Origin of the sequence: Pseudomonas gregormendelii (genome assembly GCF_017114825.1) — a bacterium.
GTDB classification, from domain to species: domain Bacteria; phylum Pseudomonadota; class Gammaproteobacteria; order Pseudomonadales; family Pseudomonadaceae; genus Aquipseudomonas; species Aquipseudomonas gregormendelii.
In genome coordinates this window covers 13,511-25,630 of sequence record NZ_JADEVO010000020.1, presented here as the reverse complement: position 1 = coordinate 25,630, position 12,120 = coordinate 13,511, and the positions used below count along the sequence as shown (strand labels likewise).

The 12,120-nt window shown below is 60.9% G+C and carries 10 protein-coding genes; 2 read left to right on the top strand and 8 right to left on the bottom strand.

Annotation, left to right across the window (positions count from 1 at the left end):
• Positions 1–96 precede the first annotated feature (96 nt).
• The 3 genes from emhC to IMW75_RS15210 are packed head-to-tail and all read right to left on the bottom strand — an operon-like array spanning position 97 to position 5,879.
• Positions 97–1,557, bottom strand: a complete 1,461-nt coding sequence (gene emhC, locus IMW75_RS15220; protein ID WP_205893091.1) for an AdeC/AdeK/OprM family multidrug efflux complex outer membrane factor — start codon at positions 1,555–1,557, stop codon at positions 97–99.
• Positions 1,554–4,718: an efflux RND transporter permease subunit gene (gene emhB, locus IMW75_RS15215; RefSeq protein ID WP_205893090.1), complete on the bottom strand. Its 3,165-nt coding sequence runs from the start codon at positions 4,716–4,718 to the stop codon at positions 1,554–1,556. The genes emhC and emhB overlap by 4 nt, the downstream gene beginning before the upstream one ends.
• Before the next feature lie 3 nt (positions 4,719–4,721).
• Entirely contained in the window at positions 4,722–5,879 is a 1,158-nt protein-coding gene (locus tag IMW75_RS15210) for an efflux RND transporter periplasmic adaptor subunit (protein ID WP_205893089.1), read from the bottom strand.
• Positions 5,880–6,143: 264 nt separating this feature from the next.
• On the opposite strand from IMW75_RS15210, the gene emhR reads away from it, so the two are divergent.
• Complete coding sequence (gene emhR / locus IMW75_RS15205; RefSeq protein ID WP_205893088.1) at positions 6,144–6,776, top strand: TetR family transcriptional regulator; 633 nt, start codon at positions 6,144–6,146, stop codon at positions 6,774–6,776.
• A gap of 248 nt (positions 6,777–7,024) precedes the next feature.
• On the opposite strand, the gene IMW75_RS15200 is transcribed toward emhR, so the two are convergent.
• The 3 genes from IMW75_RS15200 to IMW75_RS15190 are packed head-to-tail and all read right to left on the bottom strand — an operon-like array spanning position 7,025 to position 9,599.
• Entirely contained in the window at positions 7,025–8,074 is a 1,050-nt protein-coding gene (locus IMW75_RS15200) for an alkene reductase (RefSeq protein ID WP_205893087.1), read from the bottom strand.
• 22 nt (positions 8,075–8,096) lie between these two features.
• Entirely contained in the window at positions 8,097–9,263 is a 1,167-nt protein-coding gene (locus tag IMW75_RS15195; RefSeq protein ID WP_205893086.1) for an MFS transporter, read from the bottom strand.
• Between the two features lie 33 nt (positions 9,264–9,296).
• A complete protein-coding gene (locus tag IMW75_RS15190; protein ID WP_045061031.1) occupies positions 9,297–9,599 on the bottom strand; it encodes an ArsR/SmtB family transcription factor in 303 nt (100 codons plus the stop codon).
• A gap of 170 nt (positions 9,600–9,769) precedes the next feature.
• Here IMW75_RS15190 and IMW75_RS15185 point away from each other — a divergent pair, with 170 nt between their 5' ends.
• Positions 9,770–10,348: an acyl carrier protein phosphodiesterase gene (locus tag IMW75_RS15185; RefSeq protein ID WP_205893085.1), complete on the top strand. Its 579-nt coding sequence runs from the start codon at positions 9,770–9,772 to the stop codon at positions 10,346–10,348.
• 133 nt (positions 10,349–10,481) lie between these two features.
• On the opposite strand, the gene IMW75_RS15180 is transcribed toward IMW75_RS15185, so the two are convergent.
• Together IMW75_RS15180 and olsB are read right to left on the bottom strand one after the other, a co-directional pair.
• Positions 10,482–11,273 carry a lysophospholipid acyltransferase family protein gene (locus IMW75_RS15180; protein ID WP_045061029.1) on the bottom strand — a complete coding sequence of 264 codons (792 nt, stop codon included), beginning with the start codon at positions 11,271–11,273 and terminating at the stop codon, positions 10,482–10,484.
• Entirely contained in the window at positions 11,273–12,028 is a 756-nt protein-coding gene (gene olsB / locus IMW75_RS15175) for an L-ornithine N(alpha)-acyltransferase (protein ID WP_045061028.1), read from the bottom strand. Before olsB ends, IMW75_RS15180 begins: the two co-directional genes overlap by 1 nt.
• Positions 12,029–12,120: the final 92 nt, after the last annotated feature.

Below are 12,120 nucleotides of genomic sequence, written 5' to 3'. Positions count from 1 at the left end.
TGCCTGTAGGAGCTGCCGAAGGCTGCGATCTGTTGGTCCTGAAGCCCAACAAAAAGCCCACCGGTAAGGTGGGCTTCGATATTGCGAAAAGCGCTATCAGAACAACTTCAGTTTCGGCGCTTCTTCTTTCACCGGCTCGTTTTGCGCGGTTTGCGCATTCCAGCCACCACCCAGTGCCTTGTACAGATTGACTGCGCTGACCAGTTGGGCCAGACGATCGGTGATCAGTACCTGCTGGGCGCTGAACAACTGGCGCTGGGCATCGAGGAAGGTCAGGTTGCTGTCGACACCAATGCGATAACGTCGCTCGGCCAGACGGTAGTAGTCCTGGTTGGCGGTGACGAAATCACGCTGCGCCTGCAGCTGCTGGGTGTAGGTCTGGCGCGCTGCCAGGCCGTCGGCGACTTCCTGGAAGGCCGTTTGAATGGACTTCTCGTAGTTCGCCACGCCAATGTCTTTCTGGATTTTCGAGTAATCCAGGCTGGCACGCAGGCTGCCGGCGTTGAAGATCGGCAGGTTGATCTGCGGCTGGAACAACCAGGCGCCCGAGCCGCCCTTGAACAGGCCGGACAGGTCCGGACTCAGGGAACCGGCATTGGCTGTCAGGCTGATGCTCGGGAAGAACGCAGCCCGCGCGGCGCCGATGTTGGCGTTGGCGGCCTTGAGGTTGCGCTCGGCCTGGAGGATGTCCGGGCGCCGTTGCAGCAAGTCCGACGGCAGGCCTGGCGGTACATCGCTCAGCAAGTCGTCAGCCAGGGGCCGGGTGGGCTGCAGGTTCGCCGGCAGGCCGGTACCGAGCAGCAGCACCAGGCTGTTTTCATCCTGCGCGACCTGGCGGGTGTACTTGGCCAGTTGCGCCCGGGCGTTTTCCACCGAGGTGCGCGACTGCGCCAGGTCCAGTGCCGAGGCGACGCCCACTTCGTTGCTGCGCGAAGTGAGCTTGTAGCTCTCCTCGAACGCACCAAGGGTGTCCTGGGTCACCTTGAGCAGTTCCTTGTCGGCTTGCCAGGTCAGGTAGGCGTTGGCCACGTTGGCCACCAGGCTGATTTGCGTGCTGCGACGGCCTTCTTCAGTGGCGAAGTACTGTTGCAGGGCTTCTTCACTCAGGCTGCGAACACGACCGAACAGGTCGAGTTCGTAAGCGCTGATGCCGACCGTAGCCGAGTAGGAACTGGTGATCCCTGCCTCGCCGGTTTGCGAAGCGTTGGCCGGAACTCGCTGGCGGCTGCCAGTGCCATTGGCCGACACCGCCGGGAACAGGTCCGCACGCTGGATGCGGTACTGCGCGGCAAAGGCGTCGATGTTCAATGCGGCGACTCGCAGGTCACGGTTGTTTTCCAGGGCCACCTGGATCAGCTGTTGCAGGACCGGGTCATGGAAAAACTGCTTCCAGCCCTGTTCAGCAGCGGCCTGACCTGGCGCCTGGGCCGGCGAATAAGCCGGCCCTTGCGGGTACTGGCTCGCCACCGGTGCTTCAGGCTGCTGATAATCGGGTATCAGCGAGCAGCCACCAAGTACGAACGCGGCGACTGCCAGGGAGAGTAGCGACTTGCTCATTGGCCAGCCTCTTTAGGAGTTTCAGTAGTGTCATCCGGGTCGGTTTTTTTGCGCTGACCAATGGACGACACGGTAACGAAGAACAGTGGTACCCAGAAAATCGCCAGGACCGTGGCCGTGATCATACCGCCAATAACGCCTGTACCGATGGCATGTTGGCTACCTGAGCCGGCACCAGTGGAAATCGCCAGGGGCACTACGCCCAGGACAAAGGCCAGCGAGGTCATGATGATCGGGCGCAAACGCATGCGGCAGGCTTCGATCGCAGCCTCTCGCAGGCTCTTGCCCTGCTCGTGCAGTTCCTTGGCGAATTCAACGATCAGGATGGCGTTTTTCGCCGCCAGGCCGATAGTCGTCAACAGGCCCACCTGGAAGTAAACGTCGTTGGACAGCCCGCGCAGACTGGTCGCCAGCAGTGCCCCGATGATCCCCAAAGGTACTACCAGCATCACCGCAATCGGAATCGACCAGCTTTCGTACAGAGCCGCCAGGCACAGGAACACCATCAGCAGCGATAACGCGTACAGCGCCGGAGCCTGCGAGCCGGACAGACGTTCCTCGTACGACAGGCCGGTCCAGGAAATCCCTACACCCGCCGGGAGTTTCTTCGCCAGCGCTTCGACTTCGGCCATGGCCTCACCGGTGGAATAACCCGGCGCCGGGGCTCCGAGAATTTCCATCGCCTCTACACCGTTATAACGCGACAGCTTAGGTGCGCCGTAGATCCACTTGCCCTTGGCGAAGGCCGAGAACGGCACCATGGTTCCTTCGGAGTTACGCACGTACCATTTCTTGATGTCTTCGGGGCTCATCCGCGAATCAGGCTGGCCTTGCACGTACACCTTCTTCACCCGACCGCGGTCGATGAAGTCGTTGACGTAGCTACTGCCCAAGGCAATCGACAGGGTGGTGTTGATGTCGCTGAGCGTGAGGCCCAGGGCACTGGCCTTCTCGTCATCGATTTCCAGCTGGTATTGCGGTTCGTCGTTCAGGCCGTTGGGACGTACCTGCGACAGCACCTTGCTCTGCGCGGCCATGCCGAGGAACTGGTTGCGCGCTTCCATCAGTTTTTCGTGGCCGATGCCGGCACGGTCCTGGAGGAATACGTCAAAGCCCGTGGCGTTGCCCAGCTCCAGTACCGCAGGTGGCGCGAAGGCGAACACCATGGCGTCACGGAACGAGAAGAAATGCTTTTGGGCCCGGGCGGCCAGGTTGAATACGCTGTTATCGGCGTTTCGCTCGCCCCAGGGTTTGAGCATGATAAAGGCCAAGCCCGAACTCTGGCCGCGACCGGCGAAGTTGAAGCCGTTCACGGTAAACACCGAGGCCACCGCATCGCCTTCGCCGCCGTCCTTGGACGGCCGCAGCAGGAATTCGCGCATTTCGTCGATCACCACCTGGGTCCGCTGGGCGCTGGAGCCGGCCGGGGTCTGCACCTGGGCGAAGAGTACGCCCTGGTCTTCTTCCGGAAGGAACGCCGTTGGAATGCGGGTGAACAACCAGATCATGCCGACCACGATGATCACGTAGGCCAGCAGGTAAGGGGCCTTGTGCGTGAGCATGTTGCCAACGCCGCGCTCGTAGCTTTTGACGCCGCGGTCGAAACTGCGGTTGAACCAGCCAAAGAAGCCGCGTTTCGGGGTGCCATGTTCGCCTTTCGGAATCGCCTTGAGCATGGTTGCGCAAAGCGCCGGCGTGAAGATCAGGGCAACCAGTACCGACAGGGCCATGGCCGAGACGATCGTGATCGAGAATTGCTTGTAGATCACCCCGGTAGAACCGCTGAAGAACGCCATTGGCAGCAGTACCGCCGAGAGCACCAAGGCGATACCCACCAGTGCACCCTGGATCTGCCCCATGGATTTCTTGGTGGCCTCCTTGGGTGACAGGCCTTCTTCACTCATGACCCGTTCGACGTTTTCCACCACAACGATGGCATCGTCCACCAGCAAGCCGATGGCCAGCACCATGCCGAACATGGTCAGGGTGTTGATGCTGAAACCGAACGCCGCGAGAATCCCGAAGGTACCCAGCAGTACCACCGGCACCGTCATCGTGGTGATGACCGTGGCGCGGAAATTCTGCAGGAACAGGAACATCACCAGGAACACCAGCACGATCGCTTCGACCAGGGTTTCAACCACACCCTTGATCGATTCGGTCACCACTGGCGTGGTGTCGTACGGGAACACCACTTCCATTCCTTGCGGGAAGAAGGGCTTGAGGGTTTCGATGGTGTTGCGCAGTGCCTTGGCAGTGTCGAGGGCGTTGGCACCGTTGGCCAGTTTCACCGCCAGGCCGGAAGCCGGTGCGCCGTTGAACTGAGCGTTGATGCTGTAGTTCTCACCGCCCAGACCCACATCCGCGACATCGGACAGACGCACTTGCGAGCCGTCCTTGTTGACCTTGAGCAGGATCTTGTTGAACTGCTCGGCGGTCTGCAGGCGGGTTTTGCCGATGATGGTAGCGTTCAGCTGCTGGTCAGGTGCAGCAGGCAAGCCGCCCAGTTGGCCGGAGGACACCTGGATGTTCTGCGCCGCGATGGCCGCCTTGACGTCTACCGGGGTCAGGTTGAAGTTGTTCAACTTGGCCGGATCGAGCCAGACGCGCATGGCGTACTGGGAACCGAAGACCTGGAAGTCACCGACACCGGCGGTCCGCGAGATCGGATCCTGCATGTTGGACACGATGTAGTTGGACAGGTCGTCCTTGTTCATGCTGCCGTCACGCGACACCACACCGATGACCAACAGGAAGTTTTTCACCGCCTTGGTTACGCGGATCCCCTGTTGCTGCACTTCTTGCGGCAGCAGCGGGGTGGCCAGGTTCAGCTTGTTCTGCACCTGGACCTGGGCGGTATCGGAGTTGGTACCCTGCTCGAAGGTCGCGGTAATGGTCATGCTGCCGTCGGAGTTACTTTCCGAGGAGACATAACGCAGGTTATCGATACCGTTGAGCTGTTGCTCGATCACCTGGACCACGGTGTCCTGCACGGTTTGTGCGGACGCGCCTGGGTAGGTTACCTGGATCGCAATGGCCGGTGGCGCAATGCTCGGGTATTGGTTGATCGGGAGTTTGAGGATCGATAGTGCCCCGACCAGCATGATCACCAGGGCAATTACCCAGGCGAAAATCGGACGGTCGATAAAAAATCTGGACATGGGTTACTCCCCTTTGCCGCTGGAAGCCTTGTCAGCTGCCTGTGCGGGGACCGGGTTCTTGGTGCCTACGTTAGTCGCTTCAGTGGCTTTGACTTCGACACCAGGTTTGACGTACTGCAGCCCTTCGGTGATCAGTCGATCGCCCGCCTTCAGGCCATCTTCGATCAGCCACTGGCTGCCCACGGTGCGACTGGCCTTGAGCTGGCGCAGCTCGACCTTGTTGTCCGGGCCCACGACCAGTGCCGTTGGCGCGCCCTTGAGGTCACGAGTCACGCCTTGCTGGGGTGCCAGGATCGCTGCGCTGTTCACACCGGCCTGCAGCTGAGCGTGAACGAACATGCCGGGCAGGAGGGTGTGGTCAGGGTTGGGGAACACGGCGCGCAACGTCACGGAACCGGTGGTCTGGTCTACCGAGACTTCGGAGAACTCAAGTTTACCGTCCAGCTTGTACTGGCTGCCGTCTTCAAGGGTCAGCTTGACCGCCGCGGCGGTGTCACCGGCCTTTTGCAGGCGCCCGCTTTCCAGTTCACGGCGCAGTTCCAGCAGCTCCACGGACGACTGGGTCACGTCGACATAGATCGGATCGAGTTGCTGGATCACCGCCAAGGCCTCGGCCTGGCCATTGGTGACCAGGGCACCTTCGGTCACGTTGGAGCGACCGATTCGACCGCTGATAGGCGCGTAGACTTTGGTGTAGCGCACATTGATCTGGGCAGTCTGCACCGAAGCTTCCGCCTGCATGCGGTTGGCCAGCGCCGTGTCGTATTCCTGACGGCTCACGGCCTGCTCTTTCACCAGCAGCTTGTAGCGGTCGGAAATCGACTTGGTCTGCTGCAGGTTGGCTTCGGCGCTTTTCAGCGTGGCTTCATAGACGGCCGGATCGATCTGGTACAGCTGCTGGCCGGCCTTGACGTCGCCGCCTTCCTTGAACAGGCGCTTGAGAATGATGCCGTTGACCTGCGGGCGGACTTCGGCAATGCGGAACGCACTGGTACGACCCGGAAGCTCGGAAGTCAGGGTGAACGATTGTGCATGCAGCGTCACGACGCCGACCTGAGGGGGTGGTGCGGCGGGGGCCGCCTCTTCCTTTTTACATCCGCTGAGCAGCGATGCAAGGGCGACGGCAGTGACCAGAGCGGTAACAGCTGGCTTGAATTGCATGAAAATCCTCGGGTCAGGCGCGCTAGGTGCGCACTAGAAAGTGTGAAAGGTAAAAAATGTGCGCTGAGTGGATAAGTAGCTTGCTAAGGAATATACTTACGTTCATGGTTGTTTGTAAATACCTTTGGCGTTGTACTTATCCCGTTACAAATGCTCCGCGAAGGTTTGAATTGTAGGCCGCAGACGAGTCCCAAGAGCGCTCGCTGCAATTTTATTCAGTGGATGTTCAGACTGCTGAAGCATCCTGATCGAGGTTGTACTGCCATGGTCCGTCGTACCAAAGAGGAAGCCCAGGAAACCCGTAACCAGATACTCGAAGCGGCAGAAAAAGCCTTCTACGAGCGGGGTGTGGCGCGCACGACACTGGCCGATATCGCGACCCTGGCCGGCGTCACTCGCGGGGCCATCTATTGGCATTTCAGCAACAAGGCCGATGTGGTGCAGGCGATGCTCGATAGCTTGCACGAACCACTGGATGACATGGCCAAGGCCAGCGAGAGCGAGGACGAACCCGACCCCCTGGGCTGCATGCGCAAGCTGCTGATTCATTTGTTTCATCAGATTGCCCAGGACCCGAAAACCCGGCGTCTCAATGAGATCCTGTTTCACAAGTGCGAATTCACCGATGAAATGTGCGACCTGCGTCAGCAGCGTCAGGCCGCCAGCCTGGACTGCAACGTGCGGATCGGCCTCGCCTTGCGTAACGCAGTCAACCGTGGGCAATTGCCGGCAGACCTCGACACCGTCCGTGCCGCCATAAGCCTGCATGCCTACATTGACGGCATTCTGTATCAGTGGCTGCTGGCACCGGACAGCTTTGAGCTGCACGCCGAGGCCGAGCGCTGGGCCGATACAGGGTTGGATATGCTGCGCTTCAGTCCCAGCCTGCGCAAATGAAACAAAATGCGTAAGTAGCGGCAGCGATGTCAAGGGACCAGCGCCCGCAGACTGCTTTATATACGTAGAGCCGCCAGGTGGACAGGTAGCGGGGTGCGTATTTTGTAGGAGATTTGTGTCAATTGATCTAACGGGTCTAGCCGTCAGCGCGCCAATACCCTCACTGCCTGAAGGTCAAGACACCAGTAATACAAAGCCCCGGCTCTTTCGAGACGAGGCTTTGTTGTAGTGCGTATTGCTGTTCGGTTTTACAGCACCGGATAGTCGATGTAGCCCACTGGACCTTTAGCGTAAAACAGTTCCGGACGCGGCTCGTTCAACGGCGCATCAGCCTTCAAGCGGGCCGGCAAGTCCGGGTTGGCAATGAACGGCACGCCGAAGGCTACTGCGTCAGCCTTGCCAGCCGCCAGCCAGGCGTTGGCGCTGTCTTTGGTGAAACGTTCGTTGGCGATGTACGGGCCGCCGAATGCTTCTTTCAGTTGTGGGCCGAGGCTGTCGGCGCCTTCTTTTTCCCGGGAGCAGATGAACGCGATGCCGCGTTTGCCCAGCTCTCGAGCGACGTAGGTAAAAGTCTCCGCCAGGTTGTCATCGCCCATGTCGTGGGAGTCGGCGCGAGGCGCCAGGTGCACGCCCACGCGGCCGGCGCCCCAGACTTCGATGGCGGCGTCGGTCACTTCCAGCAACAGGCGGGCGCGGTTTTCCAGGGAGCCACCGTAGTGGTCGGTGCGCTGGTTGGTGCTGCTTTGGAGGAACTGGTCAAGCAGGTAGCCGTTGGCGCCGTGGATTTCCACGCCGTCGAAACCGGCGGCCTTGGCGTTTTCGGCACCCGTGCGGTAGGCGTCGACGATGTCGGCGATTTCAGCGGTTTCCAGGGCGCGTGGGGTCGGGTAGTCGGCCAGAGGGCGCACCAGGCTGACGTGGCCTTTTGGCTGAATGGCGCTTGGTGCGACAGGCAGCTCACCGTTCAGGTACGACTCGTGAGAGACCCGGCCGACGTGCCACAGTTGCAGGAAGATCTTGCCGCCCGCGCCGTGGATGGCCTTGGTTACGTTGCTCCAGCCGCGTACCTGGTCGTTGGACCAGATACCCGGGGTATCCGGGTAGCCGACACCCATCGGCGTGACCGAGGTGGCCTCGCTGAGGATCAGGCCAGCCGAGGCCCGTTGTACGTAGTACTCGGCCATGAGCGCATTCGGCACCCGGCCTTCGTCGGCGCGGCAGCGGGTCAATGGCGCCATGATGATGCGGTTGGCGAGTTCGACGTCGCCCAGTTTGATCGGATCGAAAATAGTCGTCATGAAATACAAACCTCGTGGCAGATCAATGGGTAGCAGGGGCCAGTTCGGCATTGCCGCTCTGGCGGAAAGTAATCAGCGTCACCAGCAGGGCGAGGACTGCCAGGGCAGCGGCCGCCAATGGCACGCGGGTCAGGCCGAAGCCGTGGGCGATAACGCTGCCGCCGACCCAGGCGCCCAGTGCGTTGCCGACGTTGAATGCGCCGATGTTCAGGGTCGACACCAGGTTCGGTGCCGCCTTGCCGAAGGTCACCACGTTGATCTGCAACGCCGGGACGGCGGCGAACGATGCGGTGGCCCAGAGGAACAGGGTGATTTCGGTCGGGATCAGCGCCCCGCTGGTCCAGGTCAATACGGTGGAGACCACGGCCATCGAGATGAAAACGCCAGTCAGGGTCGCTGCCAGTCGCTTGTCCGCCAGCTTGCCGCCGATGATGTTGCCCACGGTCAGGCCCAGGCCAATCAACAGCAGGGTCCAGGTAACGCCCTTGGGCGAGACCCCGGTAACGTCGCCGAGCAGCGGCGCGACATAGGTGAACAAGGTGAACATCGAGGCGGCGAACAGCGCGGTCATGCTCAGGGACAACCAGATGCCGGCGCCCTTGAGTGCCCGCAATTCGGCGCGCATGTCGAGTTTCTCTTCATCCCGCTTGGCGGGCAGGAACCGAATCAGGCCGATCAGCGCAATCACGCCAATGACGGTTACTGCCCAGAAGGTCGAGCGCCAGCCGGCTTCCTGGCCGAGGGCGGTGCCCAGTGGCACGCCGAGGACGTTGGCCAAGGTCAGGCCGGTGAACATCAGGGCCACGGCGGATGCGCGCTTGTTAGCCGGAACCAGGCCTGCCGCCACCACCGAGCCGATGCCGAAGAAGGCGCCGTGGCAAAGCGCCGTCACGACACGGGCGAACATCAGCACGTTGTAGTCACTGGCCAGCGCGCAAAGCAGATTGCCGATGATGAAAATGCCCATCAACGCTACCAGGGCGGCCTTGCGCGGCAGTTTGGCGGTGGCCAGTGCCATGAACGGCGCACCGATGGCCACGCCCAGTGCGTAACCGGTCACCAACCAGCCCGCGCCAGGAATCGACACGCCGAGGTCGGCCGCCACATCGGGCAACAGGCCCATGATGACGAACTCGGTGGTACCGATGGCGAAGGCGCTCAAGGCCAGGATGAGGAGCGAGAGGGGCATGTTGATTCCTTGTGGGCTGGCTGACTGAAAGGGTCAGAGCTCTTTACTGAAGGTGCTGAGGAATTCCTGGATGGTTTCCTCGTTGCGTTTGAAAAAGTGCCATTGACCAACTTTGCGGCTGCTGATCAGGCCGGCGCGTTGCAGGGTGGCCAGGTGCGCGGAGACTGTGGATTGCGACAGGCCACAGCGTTGATCGATTTGTCCGGCGCAGACTCCGTGCTCGTTGCTGTGGGTCTGGTCGGGGAATTCGAGGGTCGGGTCTTTCAACCAGTGCAGGATTTCTCGCCGGACTGGGTGTGCCAGGGCTTTTATTATTTCGTCGAGATTAATAGGCATGGTATGGGCTCGTGATGAGTAAAACGCTATATCGCGATGATGCGAACTTTAAATCGCTATTTCGCGATACACAAATATGATTTTGGTCTCACGACCACATAATTCGCTATATCGAGTTATAACGATACGTTGGCTGTAACGATTCGGGTGCGCAGTGCTAAGCTGGCGACATGAATTATCTCGCACATCTGCACCTTGGTGGGCAGCGCCCCGGTCAATTGCTCGGCAGCCTGTATGGCGATTTCGTCAAAGGGCGGCTGCAGGGGCAATTTGATCCGGAGGTCGAGGCGGCCATCCAGCTGCATCGCAGCATTGACGTATTTACCGACCGGCATCCGTTGGTCGATGTATCGTTGTCGCGTTTTTCCCTGACTCGCCGGCGTTACGCCGGGATCGTCCTCGATGTGTTTTTCGATCACTGCCTGGCGCGGGACTGGGGCCTGTATGCCGAGCAGCCGCTGGAACGGTTCACTTCGGATGTGTACCGGGTGCTGGCCTGTGAGCGGCAACTGCCGGAACGCCTGGCGAGGATTGCGCCGCACATGATGGCCAATGACTGGTTGGGGTCTTATCGCCAGTTCGATGTGCTGGAGCAGGTGCTGCGCGGGATTTCGCGGCGGCTGACCCGGCCGGAGGAACTGGCCGGGGCGATGCAGGAGTTGCGGGTGCTGTATGAGCCGCTGAGCGAGGATTTCCGGTTGTTCTACCCTCAGCTTCAGCTCTTTGTGCAGAACCATCCAGCAAAATAGACCTGGGGGAGATCCTGCGGGAGCGAGCCTGCTCGCGATTGCGGTCTGTCAGCCAACAGAGTTGTCGACTGATACACCGCTATCGCGAGCAGGCTCGCTCCCACAGGAGATTTGTTGTTTTCGGGGAATGGTGTCAGGCAGCTATAGCAGGGCGCATCGGCCTTTGCTGCTGTTCCGGAATCGCCCCAAACAATGCCTTCTGCACCGCCTGCTGCGCATCGAACGCCAGCGCCGCGCGTTCCCGGCCTTCACAAGCGATTGGCTTGAGCAGATGAATTTCCACATCACCGCGCTCATCGCCGAACAGGCGCATCAGGTGCGACAGCAAGTCATCGTCGCCAATAAAAGGCGCCAGCGAATCCAGCTCACCCCCGCGCAGATAACGAATCGCCACCGGTTGCAGCTTCACCTGGGAATCAATCGCCGCGGATAGCAGGCGACCATGGAAGGTGCGCAGCGAGCGGCCATCGGTGGTGGTGCCTTCCGGGAACATCAACAGGGGATGGGCCTGCTGCAGATGACGGGCCATTTGCTTGCGGATCAACTGGCTGTCGCCCGAACCACGACGAATGAACAGGCTGCCGGCCTTGGCCGCCAGCCAGCCCGCCACCGGCCAGGTGCGCACCTCGGCCTTGGACAGGAACGACAGCGGGGTGAGCATGCCCAGCAGCGGAATGTCTGTCCAGGACACGTGATTGCTGACCCAGAGCATCGGTTGCTGCGGCAGTTCGCCGTGGACGGTCACACGAAAGGGCAGGGCATTGGCCAGGCGCGCCATGAAGAAACGCGACCAGCGCTGGCGGCGCGCCATGGAGTGCGCGATGCCCAGGCGCTCGAACAACCCGAACACGCCAGCCATGCTCAACCCCAGCGTTACCACCACCAGCACTCGTGCGATTCGTGCGTACACCCTCAACCGGCTCATCACATGGCCGCCTTGAAGTGCTTGGCGTAACGCGGGCAGAGTTCATCGCGCTTGAGCAGGATAAATACGTCGGCCACCTGGAAATCTTCATCCCAGCAGGGCTCGCCGCAAATCTTCGCGCCCAGGCGCATGTACGCCTTGAGCAGCGGTGGCATTTCGGCGATGACGTTGGAGGGAATGGCCAGCGCCGGCAGCGGCTTTTTCGGCTCGGCACGCAGGTGTTCGGTGCACAGGTAGCGCTCGCGCAGGCGCTGCATGATCGCATGGGCCTGGATTCCGCCATCCTGCATCGGGATGCTGGCACAGCCCATCAGGTAGCTATAGCCGCCCTGGTTCAACACTTCGGCCAGCTCACCCCAGAGCACGGCGATGGTGCCGCCGTTGCGATAGGCGGGATCGACGCAGGTGCGCCCGATTTCCAGAATCGGGCCCTGCAAGTGGACCAGGCCATGCAGGCTGAACTCTTCTTCGCTGTAGAACCTGCCCAGGCTGCTCGCGGCCTGGTGGTCAAGCAAGCGGGTAGTCGCCACCAGGCGGCCGGTGTTCAGGTCGCGCACCCCGATGTGGGCGCAGTGAACGTCGTAGTCATCCATGTCCAGACCCCACTCCGCGCCTTTCAGCTTGGCGTTGAATTCGCCGCTGAACACGTTGAAGCGCAGAGCCTGGGCTTCCTGCAGCGCGTCGGCACCTACCAGGCGTTCGGCTTGCAGGCGACGTTCATTGCCGGTGTCGCGGATGTGGGCGATCTGGGTCATGGCGAATCTCCGTGCGGGCTGGTCACCCGTCTTGGGTGGCAGTCGATCGACTTTCTTTATGCAGCCGTGTTGTGCAAAGTCAGGCTATGTAG

Excerpts from the sequence above, each read along its gene's own strand:
- emhC (WP_205893091.1), bottom strand. The coding sequence starts at position 1,557 with ATGAGCAAGTCGCTACTCTCCCTGGCAGTCGCCGCGTTCGTACTTGGT.
- emhB (WP_205893090.1), bottom strand. The coding sequence starts at position 4,718 with ATGTCCAGATTTTTTATCGACCGTCCGATTTTCGCCTGGGTAATTGCC.
- IMW75_RS15210 (WP_205893089.1), bottom strand. The coding sequence starts at position 5,879 with ATGCAATTCAAGCCAGCTGTTACCGCTCTGGTCACTGCCGTCGCCCTT.
- emhR (WP_205893088.1), top strand. The coding sequence starts at position 6,144 with ATGGTCCGTCGTACCAAAGAGGAAGCCCAGGAAACCCGTAACCAGATA.
- IMW75_RS15200 (WP_205893087.1), bottom strand. The coding sequence starts at position 8,074 with ATGACGACTATTTTCGATCCGATCAAACTGGGCGACGTCGAACTCGCC.
- IMW75_RS15195 (WP_205893086.1), bottom strand. The coding sequence starts at position 9,263 with ATGCCCCTCTCGCTCCTCATCCTGGCCTTGAGCGCCTTCGCCATCGGT.
- IMW75_RS15190 (WP_045061031.1), bottom strand. The coding sequence starts at position 9,599 with ATGCCTATTAATCTCGACGAAATAATAAAAGCCCTGGCACACCCAGTC.
- IMW75_RS15185 (WP_205893085.1), top strand. The coding sequence starts at position 9,770 with ATGAATTATCTCGCACATCTGCACCTTGGTGGGCAGCGCCCCGGTCAA.
- IMW75_RS15180 (WP_045061029.1), bottom strand. The coding sequence starts at position 11,273 with ATGAGCCGGTTGAGGGTGTACGCACGAATCGCACGAGTGCTGGTGGTG.
- olsB (WP_045061028.1), bottom strand. The coding sequence starts at position 12,028 with ATGACCCAGATCGCCCACATCCGCGACACCGGCAATGAACGTCGCCTG.